The organism is Liquorilactobacillus vini DSM 20605 (assembly GCF_000255495.1).
In the GTDB taxonomy this organism is placed as follows: Bacteria; Bacillota; Bacilli; order Lactobacillales; family Lactobacillaceae; genus Liquorilactobacillus; species Liquorilactobacillus vini.
This window is the reverse complement of record NZ_AHYZ01000041.1, coordinates 1-15287: the sequence shown is the minus strand read 5'-3', so window position 1 is coordinate 15287 and position 15287 is coordinate 1. Positions and strand designations below refer to the sequence as shown.

Here is a 15287-nt window from a genome sequence, read left to right as displayed (position 1 = left end):
ACCGGGCACCACATGCCGAAATTCATTTAGATGATGAAATTGCAGCTAAACATGCTGCTAATGGTAAAGCCGAGTCGACGATCGATGGTCGAATCTTGGCTTACGTTGCGGTCGGGGATAAAGATGATATTCGCGGCGTTTTAAAAACTGCCATCAAGTTTCATTTGCCCATTGTTCCGCAAACAGCTGATACCAGTACGGTGATCGGCGCAGATGGGCTCAATGGCGGAATTATTTTATCACTTGCTCGTATGAATAAAATTGTGGAAGTTAATGAAGATGATTTATTGGCTGTTGTTGAACCTGGGGTCATAAATCAGGATTTAGATCAAGCTGCTCGTCAACACGGCTTGTTTTATGCACCAGATCCAGCTTCAAAGCCGATTTCTTCAATTGGTGGCAATGTTTCCACTAATGCTGGTGGACTGAGTGGCGTCAAATATGGGGCAACTAAAGATTCAGTTCTTGGTTTGAAAGTTATGTTGGCCAATGGTAAGGAAATTAAAGTCGGCGGTCGAACGACTAAACAAGCTTTTGGCTATAACCTGACCCAGTTATTTGTTGGCTCGGAAGGAACTTTAGGTATCATTACCGAAATTACGCTTCGTTTATTTCCAATTCCGATTGGCAAAAAAATCTATGGGGTTGCCTTTTTCGATAATATGGCAAAATTAGCTGAAGGTGTCCATGCTTTACGAATTTCGGGCCTTTATCCATCAATGTTGGAGGGGCTTGATGGTAAGACTGTTCAGGCTCTTGATCAATACAAGCAAACTCACTATGCTAAATCTGCTAGTTCCTCGATGCTGATTTTTATGTTCGATGATGCCGGTGAAACTCAATTGCAAATATCACAAAAAATTTTGCAAGAGCAGGGAGCTTGGAAAATCCAAATCACTGATGACCCAGCTCAGGGTGAAAAGTTGATTCAGCTGCGCCGAGATATGCTGCCAGCAGTTTTTGCAAATGGTAAATATTACATTATGGAAGATATGGCAGTCCCATCATCTAAGTTGGCTGAGATGGCCGATTATATTGTTCAAGTTGGTGATGAACTGCAGGTTAATATCTATACAGCCGGTCATGCTGGTGATGGCAACCTCCATCCAACTTTGCTCTGGAACGATCAGCCGCAAGCACCGGCAAATGTTATCGAAGCAACTCGTCGTTTATTCCATAAAGCTTTGGACTTAGGCGGAACAATCTCTGGTGAACATGCAGTTGGAATGTCCAAAAACCAGTGGAACAATGAAGAGTTAGGTGAAGATGTCGATGTTTTGCAGCATCAAATCAAAACTTTATTTGATCCAATGAATATTTTAAATCCAAAACGAAAAATCAACTAAGTTAATGAGGTTTTTTTACTGAAACTAATAGCAAAAAAATAGCTATCAAAGCCGATTGATGTTAAGATTAAAGCGTTTAAAGGTACTTCCCTTGAAAGAGGTGATGGAAAAAATTGAATTCATTTCCCAGTCGTTTAAGGTATGAGTGCGAAAGGAAGTGATCCATTTATCTACTAAATATATAAGTTTAATAGTAATCAAATAGATAATGGAAGGGGGAGATCAGATCTTTTCCCAGTATTCAATTAAGTTTTCTATGTCAGAATTAAAAATAGGTATTGATAGTTAAATTAGTTTAAAAAATCAAGGCTGCTGGCAGAAATGTCAGTGGTTTTTTTATTTAATAAATTGATACTTAATTTGAAAATTCAAAAAAAACTTATAATTTAATTTTTTTTGTGTCTTTTAATGCTATTATAGTTATAAATCAGTTATGATATTTGATTTTTGGTTATGATTTTAATCTAAGCGTTTGAGGAGTATTTTCAATGAAAAAAATTCATTATTTAAATATTGAAATTTTAATTTCAACTATGATGTTATTGACAATTGCCTTATTTGCTTTTTCACAGAAAACACTGATTAATGACTTTTTGCCAATGGCCTGTTTGATGATGCTAGGGGTCGTTGGTGGTTTTATTTTACCCAATATTTTACTGACGTGGTGCATACTTTTTTCAATTGTAATTGGTGCTTCCACAATGATGATTGGGATAATTTATTTACCGATTATTGAAAGGATTATTTTGATTTTTGTTTTTCCAGTTTATGGCCTTTTAACGCTAAATCTTAAATATTTGATTGGCGTTCGCTTTTCGGCATTATCAGACAGAAATAATGTAATCAATTATATTGAGCATGTCAGCTCTGTCACTAAACTTAAAAATCGTGAAAATGCTGTCAATAATTATCGCCACTATTGGCAAGCTTTTGAACGAATAAAAAGTAATCAGTTAGCTTTTAGCATAACTTGTATTAACTGGGCTCACAGTGAACAGTATCGGCAAATCAATAGCCAGGCATATATAAATACCTTGAAACAAATTGCGGACTGTTTAAAGAAGATTCGGATGCCTAGTGAAAATATTTATTACTTAGATGATGGGAATTTTTTGATTATTTCGCCAATTTTTGACAAGTTGACGTGTGACAAGCTAACTCAACTAACTAAAAAGCAATTAGCCGAAATTCAATTCAATGATGCCAATATTAAACATACATTGCAATATAAATTTGCTTTTGAATATATTAGCAATAAAAACAAGCAGCAATTTGCAAATTTTGATAAAGTTGAACGAAATTTAAAACGACAATTAGAAGCTGATATTATTAAAGAATACCAATAAGTGAATTATTATATTTTTGATTTTAGGAGATTGGAGAGAATGCAATGGATTTAACAAGTACTTTTTTCACAATTGCTTTGATCATCACTGAAATCTTTGTGGTGATCACTTTAATTTTATTTATTTGTTACCTAATTATTCTTTTTCGTGTCAATAAAAATTTTGGGAAGGTGAAAAAATGATTAGTCAGATCTTAATGATTGTCACCTTAGTTTCAATTTGGCTATCTTTAATCATGGAATTGATCGTAATTTCATCAGCAACCCTTTTTTGGTTGAAGAAGAGCCAGGAAGCGACGATTGTCAAAAAATTAAAGCGATATCCATTAATTACGATCGTTGTTCCGGCGCATAATGAAGAAATTGTTATTTCTCAGACTGTTAGAGCAATTTTAAATTTAAATTATCCAGCTGATAAAATCGAGTTATTATTGTTTGCAGATAATTGTCAAGATGATACTTATCAAATTATGCAGCAGGTCAAAAATCTGCCAGAGTATCAGACAAGAAAAATTCAACTGATCAGGCGCCAAGGGACTGGTGGGAAAGCAGGAGTATTAAATGATGCTTTAAAACTTGCTCATGGTGAATACCTTGGTATTTATGATGCTGATGCGATTCCCGAAAAAAATGCCCTCTACTTTTTAGTTGCTAAAGTTTTAGAAGATCCAGCTAGACAGATAGCAGCTTTTGGACGAAATAAAACGCGCAATGCTAGACAAAACTTTTTGACGAAGTATATTAATCAGGAAATTGTGGTAACGCAAAGAATTCAGCATGTTGGCTTATGGAATTTATTCAAAATTGGCCGGATCCCGGGAACCAATTTTATTATTAATCGGCAATTCGTTGAAAAAATTGGCGGCTGGCAAAACGGAGCACTAACTGAAGACACTGATATTTCGTTTAAAATTATGCAAAGTGGGAAATTGATTGCCTTAGCTTATAATTCAGAAGCATTTCAACAAGAACCTGAATCGTTAAAGTCATACTATTATCAGCGAAAACGATGGGCTAAAGGTAATTATGAGGTTGTAATCAGTAATTTTAAGCACCTTTTTGATCTTAGTAATTGGCGTGTTAAATTAGAAACCTTTTACTATGTTTGTACTTTTTTCTGGTTTAATGCCGCAATCATCTTATCAGACTTTATTTTTTTGGCAAATGTAGTTTTTCTACTGATTAGTACTTTTATACCTGGTATTGTGCTCCCATTCACATTTTCTGACAGTAATATATACATTGCCCAGCTTTTATTATTTAACTGGATGATTATGATCTTACTTTACTTATTACAGATCAGTCTTGCGATGGCTACACAGTTTGGACAAATGACAAGTGAACAGATTTGGTTGGCGTTAGCATCATATTTTACCTACACCCAGCTTTTTATAGCGGTTTCTGTTGCAGCAGTTACTTCGGTGACAATTGATAAACTATTTCATCGTCAGGGAAACAATTGGGTTAAGACTAAAAGATTTAATAATTAAACGAGGATACGTTATGCGTAAAAATACGTTATTTATAATTATTTTTGTCATCATTTTAACATTTTTAAGTGGAGTTTTACTGTTTGTTCGTAAAGAAAGTTCGCAAACTATCAAAACTTCACTGCTTAAACAGTGGAATCGAAAATTTATTAGGACGGATCTAAAGAAGAGTTTTGTTGTTTCAAAGAAAAATCACCACCAATTAACCGTTCTTTCAGAAAGTCAGGGCTATGGGATGCTGATTGCTGCCAATGAAGGACTAGAAAAAATTCATTCCGTCCAAGCAAAAAAACAGTTTCAGCAACTTGATAATTATTATTTAGCTAATCGATATGGCGGAACCCATCTAATGTCATGGAAGCAAATTATTTCTCTAGAAAAAAAGCGGCTAAAGAAATTTAAAAATAATGCAACTGATGGCGATCTTTATTTAGCTTATTCATTAATTCAAGCTGCTAAAGCGTGGCCACAAAATGCAGTTTCTTATCGGCAGCAAGCAAAATTGATTCTTCAGGATATTTTGAAATATGATTATAATCCAAAAAGTGGTTTGCTAACAGTCGGCAATTGGGCGACATCTAATAAAAGAGCCCAAAATTTATTACGCACATCAGATGTCTTGCCTAAACAATTCACAGCTTTTTATCATTTGACCGGCAATCGTATCTGGTTAAAAATCAAGTATCGAATGCTAGCTGAGTTGTTATCTCTTAGTCAACAGCATAAGACTGGTTTGCTTCCTGATTTTGCTTGGATCAATTCAAAGGGAGCGGTTGCTGTTGCGCCAAAAACTGTTAGCTCAAAATATGATGGTGTATATTATTATAATGCTTGTCGCTTGCCATATAATCTTGCCCAAAGCTCAGATTCACAAAGCCAGAGAATCTTAAATAAAATGATGAAATTTTTTATGCAAAAAAAATTTATTAGTGGTGGCTATCGCTTGAATGGTCAAAAACTAAATGACTATCAATCAGCTAGTTTTGGAGCGCCAATTTTTTATGCAGCTTTAAATAATTCAAAATATAATAAATTAATTCAACAAGAAAAATATATCTTTATGCAAAAGCTAATGCCAAATAATTATTACCAATCGGCACTGATTGTCCTAACTTTGTTTAATCCAAATTTTAGATAAGTTAAGGCTAATTGATGATTTCTAAAAAAACTTCTACTGAATGTTAATGACGGCGAATCAAGTTACGATTTCAAAGTTGGCTTTTATAAAACTAAACAGCTTGGGCTCCTGTTATAAAAATCAATTTTCAAGTTAAAGCTAATTAAAAAAATGTGGTTGCTGATTGCGACCATTTATTAGCTATGACTGGAGTGGGGGTTTGTAGCAGTTTAGCGATTTTCTTTGGTAGTTTCCTTAGCTTTTGGTCTGCCATGGAAAAAGAGGTTGATCAGTTAAAGTCGGCGGGAGCAGCTGAGTGTTGCCTAATATAATTGCTAAAGCCATCATTTCAGTGCAAGCTGGAATTACTCTGCCAATTCGAATAATTAATTTTACTAAAAGATTTTAATCTTGGCTTTGAGGAAAGCAGCAAACCACCGAGGAAATTATGGTATACTTAAAACTAAAAATAATAAATTAAAAAAGAAAGTGATCAAATGCTAAATCAATATCCACAGGCTATGACGATTGCAGGGTCTGATAGTGATGGTAGTGCGGGGATGCAGGCGGACTTGCATACCTTTTTCACCCGAAAGGTTTACGGAATTTCGGTAATGACAGCTTGTGTTGCTGGTAACTCTTACGGAATCCATGCCAGTGTTTTCTTACCGCTGGACTTTATCCGACAAGAATTTTCCGATATTGCAGCTGATTTTCAAGTCCAAGCTGTTAAGACTGGAATGTTGGCAGATTCTGCGCTGATCAAAGAAGTCGTTAAAGATTATCAAAAATTTGATTTTGGCCCATTAGTCGTTGATCCGGTAATTATGACCAAGCATGGAAATCAACTTTTGGCAGAAAATGCTTTTGAGACGCTGCGTGAAGAACTGATTCCATTGGCTACCGTGATCACACCTAACTTTTATGAATCACAAAAGCTCACCGGCATTGAAATTAAGACTGAGGATGACTTAAAAGCCGCGGCTGAGCAATTGCAACAATTAGGAGCGAAGAATGTAGTAGCAAAAGGACCCCATTACGATCAACAGCAAACTGTCGTTAAAGATTTTGTTTTGCTAGAATCGGGAAAAAGCTTTTGGTTGAGTGAACCATATTATCCGACTACCCATATCAATGGGACCGGGGATTCACTATCAGCTTGCATTGCGGCCGAAATTGCTAAGCAGACGCCGATCGAAACAGCGATCAGAATTGCCAAAAGCTTTGTTAATGCGGCAATTGGTCACGAAATTGCTGTCGGACATAAATATGGTCCTATCAACCATTGGGCTGGAGAAAATTTATAGCTTTAATGACCGAGAGAATCCCTAGCCTGTTTAACTTATCCAGTCCGAAGTATTGGTCTAACTCTAAGTATAACTATGATCTTCAAAAACAGGATGCTTAAAAAGTAACTAATTATTTAATTAATTTGGAAGCGCAGTAAATTCATCCAAATTATTTATAAGCTTTGCATTTTTATAAGATGCAAAGCTTTTTTTAATTGAAAAAGATTGGTTTACAACAGATACATGATAAATATCATGCTAAGTTAATTATGATCATGACTGGGAATTTTGAAAATTGATTAGTATGCTGATCAAAGGGGGTGTGACAATGAGAGAAATTGTTAATGTTAAGGAATTGAATTTCAGTTATGGTAATAAAAGAGTTTTAAAGAATCTTAATTTAACCATCCATCAGGGTGAAATTGTAGGACTGATCGGTGAAAATGGGGCTGGGAAAACGACACTTTTGAATATTTTGCTGGGTTTATTGCCTGCAGATCAGGAAATCAAAGTTTTTGAAGGTAAACCGGGTCAAAAAAAAGCTCGCCAAAAAATTGGTTCAATGCTCCAAGGAGATATTGTACTTGCCAATGTAACTGTGACGGAAATGCTACATGAGGCAGCCGCCCAATATTTTAGATCAAAAAATGTCACAGAATTATTACAAGAGTTAAATTTGCAGAAACAAGCAGATCAACTTTTAACTAATCTCTCAGGTGGCTTGCAGCGAAGAGTGACATTTGCGTTAGCATTAATTGGAAATCCAGAGCTGTTATTTTTAGATGAACCAACTGTTGGAATGGATGCCCAAGCAAGAAAAATGTTTTGGCAGCGAATTCAAGCCTTACGAGATCTTGGCAAAACGATAGTGATTACTAGTCACTATTTAGAAGAAATCCAGCAGACTGCTGATCGACTATTTATTTTGCAAAAAGGAAAATTTGTTTTTCAAGGAACTTTCCAAGAATTGCAAAATAAAGACAAGCGAACGATTATCCATTTTAAAACCAAGCTAGCGATTAAAAACTTTCAAAAACTCACTGCAGTAGTGGCTGCTACTCAACTTGAAGATTGGATCGATCTGGTTAGTGATGATGGCGATGCAACTTTACGGTCATTAGTTCCGTTTCTAGAAGAAATTAACAATGTTTCAATTCAACGAGAATCCTTAGAAAATATTTTCCTGAAAATGACAAATAGAATGGAGACATTAGCATGAAGACATTTTTTGAACAATTTAAATTTGATGCCAAACGCCTACTTATTAGGAACTTTTCTTTTCTATTTTTTTCATTGTTGATGCCAGCTGGATTTTATTTGTTGTTTACAAAAATTATGATCAGTGGAACAACTGCTGAACTGTCAAAGTTAAAGTTATCTTATCTGGGCAGTATGATTATCTATAGTGGCATAATATCAGCCATCTTTGGAATTGCCTCGCTATTAAAAGCTGATCGTGATGAAGGCTTTTTATGCTATTTACAGTTAGCTCCGGCTAAAGCTAAATATTATTATGGTTCACTTTATTTGCTAATAATTCTCGTTAATTTAGTTGCCGTGCTTATTTTACAAACTCTAGCAGTGCTACTGAATAGCGTTAAACTTGATTTATATCAAGTATTATTTAGTATATTGATTGTTGGCATTGGTCAATTACCAATGGTACTACTCGGAACTTGTCTTTCATATTTAAAAAAACAAGAAACACTGAATGTTGTTAGTAATCTGATTGTCTTCCCGTTAGCAATTGTCAGTGGGCTCTGGTGGCCGTTAAGTATCATGCCAACGTGGATTCAAAAGGTCGGACAAGTTATGCCGACATTTTTTGCCAACGATCTACTAAGTAGCGTTTTATTAGGCAATCAAATTAAAACAGGAAATATTATTGGAATAACTATTTGGATCATCATTGGAATTGCTGGCGTAATTGTGACGCTGAAACTTTATCATCACAGGGGATGGAGCTTTAATGCTTAAGAAGATAAAACAAATCGATTGGGCTTCATATATCTGGCTAATGTATTTACCTTATACCTTAATGGAATATCTACCAATAAAAACGGCTAAGGATATTTTTTGGATTTTAATGGTCGGACTTTTTGTTTTAACATATATTTTAGTTAACGAAGTTGTCAAATACCGGGCAATTACAATTACATTCGAATTACTGATAACAGCTGCCTTTGCCTATTTTTCATTTAATTTTTATTTGATAATTTTTCCTGCTTGGCAGGTTTCATTTATCTTGGCACGCTATCCACGTGAGTACTATCGAATTTTTGCAATTAGTTATTATCTAATAATAGCAATCAGTTTCTTTCACTTACAAATGGTTTATCAGAATGTGTGGCAACAAAATAATATGATGGGGATGATATTTCCGTTAGTCTCGCCAATAATTGCGTATTCTTTTGCTCTTTCGTTGTATAAACAGCGCCAGTTAAATCAAACTAATCGCAGACTGGAAGCTATTATTCGGCGTGGCGAACGTGAAAGAATTGCGCGGGACCTGCACGATACTCTAGGGCAAAGTTTTTCAATGATTACCATTAAAACTGAACTTGCAAAAAAATTATTAGTCAAAAAGCCTGAAAAAGTTGCAGCTGAATTAGCTGATATTGAAAATACTAGTCGTCAAAATTTGCAAATGGTTCGCAAAATTGTTAATAATTTGCACAAGCAATCATTGAGTGAAGTATTATTAAATCAGAATAAAAATTTGTCTGCTGCTAATATTCTATTTTTTTCAAAAGCAGAAGAACAAGCTAGTGAGTGGCCAACAGTTGTCCAAGATAGATTCGGTGCGGCAATAGTTGAAGCTATTAGTAATATCTTGCGTCACGCTAAAGCACATGAGGTCCAACTTATCTTTAGTGATCAAGCAGATTTTTATCAAGTAGAAGTCATTGATGATGGAAAGGGCGGTGACTTTAATCGTGAAAATTCAAATGGGATTAAGGGGATGCAAGCCCGAATGTTTGAAGGAAACGGCAGCTTTAAAATTTATCATGATAAACATGGCACTCATGTTTTAATGACGCAGGCGAAGGTGAATGGACATGATTATTAATCTTTATTTAGCAGAGGATCAGAATATGTTGAACTCAGCTTTAACACAACTTTTAGAGTTAGAAGATGATTTCCATGTAGTTGGTAGTGCAACTAATGGAGCATCTGCTTGGAATGATCTTCAAAAACTTGAAATCGATGTGGCAATTTTTACTAGGATATTCAGTATTATTGCCAAAACGAAAAGTAGCAGCCTTGAATGATTTAAGTCTTGCTGAACGAACAACTTTTTTACGCGATATGAGTGTCTTAGGGGATGCAGTGCTGCAAAGATCAATTATGAAATAAATTTTGGGAAACACTGACAACTTTCTGCACGCCCATGTTTTCCCAAGATATTCCACAGAGGATCCCCAAAGATTAACAAAGCCTGTTTGGCTATACAGTCCGGAGCATTGGACTGATCCTAAATACTTGTATGATCCTCGAGTACACGATGAATTGCGTCAGAAAATAACTAATTATCTTAGAGACCAGAAATGATTAGAATTTTTAAATTCTAATCAAAAGGAGGAGCTTCGTTTGTTGATGGGATTAAACCATAATCAATTTTTATTAATGAAACAAGGAATTAAAACTATCGAGGTTAGGTTAAATGATGAAAAGCGCTCCCTTTTAGAAGTTGGTTCACTTATAACATTTGTAGATGCAAAAACACAGGAAAAGCTTAATGTTACAGTTGATAAAATATACAAATTTAAAACTTTCAGTGCACTTTACCGACAATTTTATGGTTTAAAGGTCGGCAGTGCCACTGATGATTCTTTAGAAACAATGGTGAATGATACTTACGCAATCTATTCTCCTGAACAAGAAGAAAAATACGGTGTGCTTGCTATTAAAATCAGCTTAAATTTTTAGCTTGTCTGAACTGGAAAATAGCACAATTGTCGCAAAAAAACGCAACCATCGTAGCAAATGACTGGCATTATCCAGCCGCGTATTCCTTTTATGACATGCAGGTAGATCCGGAAGATTATCAAGAAATCATTACTCCTCAACTAAGAAAAGACAATTATTATCAAGCTACCAGCAATCTGCAACTGTGCAATTTTTTTGTAATCGAACCAGTTGATCAGCAAATATGAATTAATAACTTTGATATAACGAGGTAAAGTTAATATGGAAGTTTTTGGAAGCAAAAAGGCTGGAGTGAATTATTTTGTTCGTCAGGGAGCCTACGCAGTAATTTTTAAAAACCAAAATCGAAATGAAGTAGGTTTAATTAGAGCACATGGACAGCAATACTTTCTTCCCGGAGGTGGTATTGAAAAAGGTGAGTCAGCTGAAAAAACTTTGGTCAGAGAAATATTAGAAGAAACTGGCTATTCCATCAAAAATTATTACCTATTTTGGCGTGCTCAAAGGTATTTTATATCTACGTTGCCGGTTAAACAACCAAGAATGGACTGATATCAAAGATTGTAAAAAACTGGTATTTCATATTCATCAATATTATGCTATTCAACAAGCTTTGAAAGAAAATGACACTCCACACGAATTCAAATGAAGATTTACTTAATATTGCTAATATTTTGAAGGAGAAGTTGGTATGCAAATTATTAATCAAATTATTGATGTAGATGAATAGTATCAACGAAAACGAGTAATCAAACTTTTTTATGAATTATGGAGCAGCACTAAAATGGTAACATCATCCTGAATATAATTATTAAATAGAAAGGCAACGGTCATCGTATTGAAAATTTTTATTTGTTAGAGTTGAAATTGTTCCTCTTTGATTCATTATCTTAATCTCAAACTTCTAATGATCAGTATGTACGAATACTAGCTAAGAATTATTCTAAGCTATGTTTTAACTGATACTGGCTACTAATAATGAAGTTGATGCAGTTGGCGCAAACTAATGATGTATAAAAATAAGAGGGGGTTTAAGTTAAAATTTGCTCTTGACAAATTCCTTTTTTATTCTAGTTTACATAATATATATTATCGAAAGTAGACAAACAAAAATTTAAAACTGCGAAATTTTTTTCGCAGTTACTATGTTAGTCTTACATTAGTCTTAAACTGATTTGGTTAATTAACTGTTGATGAGCGATACGAATTAATAACTTTGGCCTTGGAGTTCCAGAAAAAGACCTTAACGACACCATCAATTTTGCTTTTGGGAACAAAACCATAATAGCGACTATCATTTGAATCTTTTCGATTATCGCCCAAAACAAAGTATTCATTTTGAGGTACTTTGAAACTTTTTCCAGTTCCTAAGGTAACACCTTTAGCCTCACTTAATTCAGGTGTTAAATGTAAGGTTCCTGAGGTTCGTTGCTTTCTCGTAATGTAACTTTGAGGCATTCTCTTGCCATTGATATATAACTGGCCATCATTACGATATTCTATCGTATCACCGGGCATACCAATAACTCTTTTAACATATTTTGTATTTTTTTGAATTTCTGGATTATTATGATCAATGCCATAAGCGTTAAAAACAACGACACTATTGTGCTTAATTTTAGCAGGCTTTAAAAGCATTACTCGTTCATTGTTTTGCAGATTAGGATACATTGAAGTTCCATCAACTTTAACAAAACCAAACAAAAACTGTTTAACGACTAACGCTATCAATAAGCCAACTACAACCGGTATTATCCAACTTATTATACTTTTAAAAGTTTGCAACTCTATCCCTCATTTTTCATTATTTATTATTATTATAACTTGAAAATTTCGCTTTTTAACGAATCTTTTGAACTTTCTCAGTTAAATTACTTTTTTGGGCATCAAGTTTTCTGAGACTAAGGAGATAAGTTACAAAGATACCACAAAATAATCCCTCATATAGCAAAAACCAACCATTTTTAACATAGACGAATGGCATTAGCATGGTTATCACATTTAGACAAACTTTTAGGAAAAACAGGCGCTGGTAAAAGAGAATTAAATTGCTGATTAACGCAAATACTCCAAAAGCAACCATTGCAATCGCTAAGAAAATAATTATGATAAAAATGTCTGAACTATTAGCAATTTGCTCGGCTTGTTTTTCAGAAAATCCTTGATGAACATATAGATTTACCATCATTCTAAAATAAGTGTCGTTTAAAACATATAATAATCCTGCTGCTCCAACGGCAATATTAAAGAAACGATTCACTAGCTTCGACTCCCTTTTGTTGAACTTCCATAGTTGGTTTAACTGAATTATCGAAAGCTCAGATATTTACTAGAGAAATTATATACTAACTAAAAGTAAAATAGTAATACCTAAGCTTAAACTTTAAAAAAACTTCAGTAAAGCAATTAAATTATTAACTATTGAGAATCGTTTTCTTGATGATATATCTTAAGTAAATATCGATGACTTAAAAGTTGTTCTTGACAATTATCATTGTTTCTTAAATTAATTTCATAGATATTGGTGGCTTGCGGGTTCAAGCTAGGTAAAACACGCCACCAATCAATTTGCCCTTGTCCAAGCGGTAAACTGTCATGTTTCAATCCCATTGAATCAACCAAATGGTAGTGAACAATATAAGGCTGCAAATTTTTCAACGATCTGATCAGTCGTTCATTATCCCCCTGTAATTTTATAAAACAGTGGCTAGTATCAAATGCCAATCGGTAATGATGGTCAATAATTGCTTGTTCTTCCGCTTGTTCACCAAAATAAAAAATCGGTGAAATTGAATTTTCAAACATAATATGTTGTTGACCTAATTGGGCAAAATAATCTAATTTTTGAAAAACATTTCCTCTAGCAATTGCTAAGGATGGATATAAGTCGATCATTTTTTGGGTATGACGCAAATATGATCCGTGAACTAAAGTTTGAACATTCAAATCAAATGAAAGTTGTAATAAATCATTTGTACTTTTGTCAATAAATTTTACTAGCTCAGGAAAAATTGCTTGTGGTGCAACTAATTCAGTAAATTCTCCTTGATAACGCATTGGATGATGCAAAATAATCTTAGAAGTCGCAACTGTTTGGACTAGCTGAATTGCTTCTTTTAATCGTTTCAAACCAGACTTGGTGAAATCATCTTCTGTGGTAAAGAATTCAAAGACTTCAGGTTTATACTGTAGACGATCATTTAGTTGTCTCAAACTCGTTCCGCTTTTTAACCCAAGTTGTGGTTTTTTTATTTGTAAAGACACTTCTCTCACCTGCTTGATTAATTTAATAAATTCAAATAAAAACTGAGACGTTAACAAGCCTCAGTTTAGTAATCCTATTAATTATAATAATTTATCAATATCTTCCATCCAAGCTAAGGCAATTGCCCTTTCGCCAAGGTGAGTCCCAATCACCGGTCCAAAATAACTGATATCAACCGGATATGCTGGATACTTTTCAGCTAATTTGGTCTGCCACTGGATAGCAGCTGTTTCATCATTGGCATGAATAACAATCAATCTTAAAGGATAATCGATTGTTTGCCGATCGTTTTCAAATAACTCTTCAGCTCTCTTGATAGCTTTTTTCATGGAACGAACCTTTTCAAAGGCAACAATCTTGTGTGAATGACGATCAAAAGTTAATAATGGCTTAATTTTAAGTACGCTCCCAATAAAAGCTGATGCATTTGAAAGACGTCCGCCACGAACCAGGTTTTGTAAATCATCAACGATAAAAACTTCATTAGTTGTGGCCCGCAATTGTTCAAGTTTTTTGATAATTATATCTGGATCAAATCCTTGCTTAACCATTTTAGCAGCTGCTAAAACCAAATTTCCCATCACCATAACTGTAATCTGAGAATCAAAAGGAATTACCCGAGTATTTTTGACTTCAGCAGCGACTGTCTGGAGAGTCTGGACAAAACCAGAAATAGTACTTGCTAAATGAATACTAATAACGGCTTCATAACCTTCATCACCTAATTTTTCATAAAAATCAATCAATTCACCAATTGAAGGTTGGGAAGTACTCGGAAAGGATGAAGAATTTTTTAACTTTTTGTAAAACTCATCACTAGTAATGTCGATACCTTCCTGATAAACTTGATTATCGATAATTACCGGAATCGGAATAACTTTAATGTCATTTTCTTCAACTTGTTGCTTAGTTAAATATGCCGTACTGTCAGTGACAACAGCAATCTTCATAAATTTTACACCCACTTTTACAAATTAATACTTGGATAAGCATAACATAAAAATAAAATTCAAACCACTTAACGCTATTTTTACAATTGGTCAGTCTAAGCGTTCTAAACTATGTGATAAACGATTTAACAAGATTTGTAGCATATCTTGTTCTTCAACTGACCAATGACGAAACAGCTGATCCGCAAACGTCTTTAACTCCACTTGCAACTGTTGGACCGCGCTTTTTCCCTTTTCAGTACTAATATAATTGATTTTCTTGCGTCCACCGTGACTTTTGCCAGCCGTTAAATGGTCAATAAATCTTTTAGCTGAAAGCCTTGATAATTGCCGGCTCAGTGTTGATACATTTAATTGTGTTAAAGCTGCCAGTTTTTCCTGGGTTTGATTGCCATTGATTATTTTGATCAGCAACTGCCATTCAGCAATTGTCAGATCATGCTTGTGAACTATTTTTTTTAAAGTTTCGGAATACTGCTTCTGAATAACTAATAAGCTGTCTAAACATGAACGCATAGAATCTCCCCATTTCAAGAAAACCGTTCTGAAGTAAAA

General features: G+C 34.4%; 16 protein-coding genes and 2 pseudogenes. 13 read left to right on the top strand and 5 right to left on the bottom strand.

Features of this window, described 5'->3' with window-relative positions:
- The 13 genes and pseudogenes from ON15_RS02245 to ON15_RS02190 form a co-directional block, all read left to right on the top strand.
- On the top strand, nt 1-1346 hold a 1346-nt coding region (locus ON15_RS02245), incomplete at its 5' end, for an FAD-binding oxidoreductase (protein ID WP_010579851.1).
- Nucleotides 1347-1834: 488 nt separating this feature from the next.
- Entirely contained in the window at nt 1835-2692 is an 858-nt protein-coding gene (locus ON15_RS02240; protein WP_010579850.1) for a hypothetical protein, read from the top strand.
- 178 nt (nt 2693-2870) lie between these two features.
- Nucleotides 2871-4181 (top strand): glycosyltransferase family 2 protein, encoded by a 1311-nt coding sequence (locus ON15_RS02235; RefSeq protein ID WP_010579849.1) that lies wholly within the window; start codon nt 2871-2873, stop codon nt 4179-4181.
- A 13-nt stretch (nt 4182-4194) separates the two neighbouring features.
- The gene (locus ON15_RS02230) at nt 4195-5319 is read left to right on the top strand and encodes a glycosyl hydrolase family 8 (RefSeq protein ID WP_010579848.1); all 1125 of its coding nucleotides are present in this window, start codon (nt 4195-4197) and stop codon (nt 5317-5319) included.
- A gap of 476 nt (nt 5320-5795) precedes the next feature.
- Complete coding sequence (gene thiD / locus ON15_RS02225; RefSeq protein ID WP_010579847.1) at nt 5796-6605, top strand: bifunctional hydroxymethylpyrimidine kinase/phosphomethylpyrimidine kinase; 810 nt, start codon at nt 5796-5798, stop codon at nt 6603-6605.
- A 310-nt stretch (nt 6606-6915) separates the two neighbouring features.
- Nucleotides 6916-7806: an ABC transporter ATP-binding protein gene (locus tag ON15_RS02220; RefSeq protein ID WP_010579846.1), complete on the top strand. Its 891-nt coding sequence runs from the start codon at nt 6916-6918 to the stop codon at nt 7804-7806.
- A complete protein-coding gene (locus tag ON15_RS02215) occupies nt 7803-8564 on the top strand; it encodes an ABC transporter permease (protein ID WP_010579845.1) in 762 nt (253 codons plus the stop codon). The genes ON15_RS02220 and ON15_RS02215 overlap by 4 nt, the downstream gene beginning before the upstream one ends.
- On the top strand, nt 8557-9657 hold the full coding sequence (locus tag ON15_RS02210) for a sensor histidine kinase (RefSeq protein ID WP_010579844.1): 1101 nt from the start codon (nt 8557-8559) through the stop codon (nt 9655-9657). The genes ON15_RS02215 and ON15_RS02210 overlap by 8 nt, the downstream gene beginning before the upstream one ends.
- A pseudogene (locus ON15_RS02205) lies at nt 9650-9805 on the top strand (response regulator); the annotation flags it as partial. The gene ON15_RS02210 and the pseudogene ON15_RS02205, both read left to right, overlap by 8 nt.
- A pseudogene (locus ON15_RS11925) lies at nt 9801-10139 on the top strand (hypothetical protein); the annotation flags it as partial. The pseudogenes ON15_RS02205 and ON15_RS11925, both read left to right, overlap by 5 nt.
- Before the next feature lie 39 nt (nt 10140-10178).
- Complete coding sequence (locus tag ON15_RS02200) at nt 10179-10517, top strand: ASCH domain-containing protein (protein WP_010579841.1); 339 nt, start codon at nt 10179-10181, stop codon at nt 10515-10517.
- 26 nt (nt 10518-10543) lie between these two features.
- A complete protein-coding gene (locus tag ON15_RS02195; RefSeq protein ID WP_010579840.1) occupies nt 10544-10744 on the top strand; it encodes a hypothetical protein in 201 nt (66 codons plus the stop codon).
- Between the two features lie 34 nt (nt 10745-10778).
- The gene (locus tag ON15_RS02190; RefSeq protein ID WP_010579839.1) at nt 10779-11069 is read left to right on the top strand and encodes an NUDIX domain-containing protein; all 291 of its coding nucleotides are present in this window, start codon (nt 10779-10781) and stop codon (nt 11067-11069) included.
- A 627-nt stretch (nt 11070-11696) separates the two neighbouring features.
- On the opposite strand, the gene lepB is transcribed toward ON15_RS02190, so the two are convergent.
- The 5 genes from lepB to ON15_RS02165 form a co-directional block, all read right to left on the bottom strand.
- Nucleotides 11697-12302, bottom strand: a complete 606-nt coding sequence (lepB, locus tag ON15_RS02185) for a signal peptidase I (RefSeq protein WP_010579838.1) — start codon at nt 12300-12302, stop codon at nt 11697-11699.
- Nucleotides 12303-12357: 55 nt separating this feature from the next.
- The gene (locus tag ON15_RS02180) at nt 12358-12777 is read right to left on the bottom strand and encodes a hypothetical protein (protein ID WP_010579837.1); all 420 of its coding nucleotides are present in this window, start codon (nt 12775-12777) and stop codon (nt 12358-12360) included.
- A 158-nt stretch (nt 12778-12935) separates the two neighbouring features.
- Nucleotides 12936-13781, bottom strand: a complete 846-nt coding sequence (locus ON15_RS02175; RefSeq protein ID WP_010579836.1) for a sugar phosphate isomerase/epimerase family protein — start codon at nt 13779-13781, stop codon at nt 12936-12938.
- A gap of 81 nt (nt 13782-13862) precedes the next feature.
- The gene (locus ON15_RS02170) at nt 13863-14732 is read right to left on the bottom strand and encodes a DegV family protein (RefSeq protein WP_010579835.1); all 870 of its coding nucleotides are present in this window, start codon (nt 14730-14732) and stop codon (nt 13863-13865) included.
- Nucleotides 14733-14822: 90 nt separating this feature from the next.
- Nucleotides 14823-15287, bottom strand: a 465-nt coding sequence (locus tag ON15_RS02165) for a MarR family winged helix-turn-helix transcriptional regulator (RefSeq protein WP_010579834.1), incomplete at its 5' end; no start/stop codon positions are given.

What these genes read in the sequence shown, in the direction of transcription:
- ON15_RS02240 (WP_010579850.1), top strand. Translation starts at nt 1,835, where the DNA reads ATGAAAAAAATTCATTATTTAAATATTGAAATTTTAATTTCAACTATG.
- ON15_RS02235 (WP_010579849.1), top strand. Translation starts at nt 2,871, where the DNA reads ATGATTAGTCAGATCTTAATGATTGTCACCTTAGTTTCAATTTGGCTA.
- ON15_RS02230 (WP_010579848.1), top strand. Translation starts at nt 4,195, where the DNA reads ATGCGTAAAAATACGTTATTTATAATTATTTTTGTCATCATTTTAACA.
- thiD (WP_010579847.1), top strand. Translation starts at nt 5,796, where the DNA reads ATGCTAAATCAATATCCACAGGCTATGACGATTGCAGGGTCTGATAGT.
- ON15_RS02220 (WP_010579846.1), top strand. Translation starts at nt 6,916, where the DNA reads ATGAGAGAAATTGTTAATGTTAAGGAATTGAATTTCAGTTATGGTAAT.
- ON15_RS02215 (WP_010579845.1), top strand. Translation starts at nt 7,803, where the DNA reads ATGAAGACATTTTTTGAACAATTTAAATTTGATGCCAAACGCCTACTT.
- ON15_RS02210 (WP_010579844.1), top strand. Translation starts at nt 8,557, where the DNA reads ATGCTTAAGAAGATAAAACAAATCGATTGGGCTTCATATATCTGGCTA.
- ON15_RS02190 (WP_010579839.1), top strand. Translation starts at nt 10,779, where the DNA reads ATGGAAGTTTTTGGAAGCAAAAAGGCTGGAGTGAATTATTTTGTTCGT.
- ON15_RS02170 (WP_010579835.1), bottom strand. Translation starts at nt 14,732, where the DNA reads ATGAAGATTGCTGTTGTCACTGACAGTACGGCATATTTAACTAAGCAA.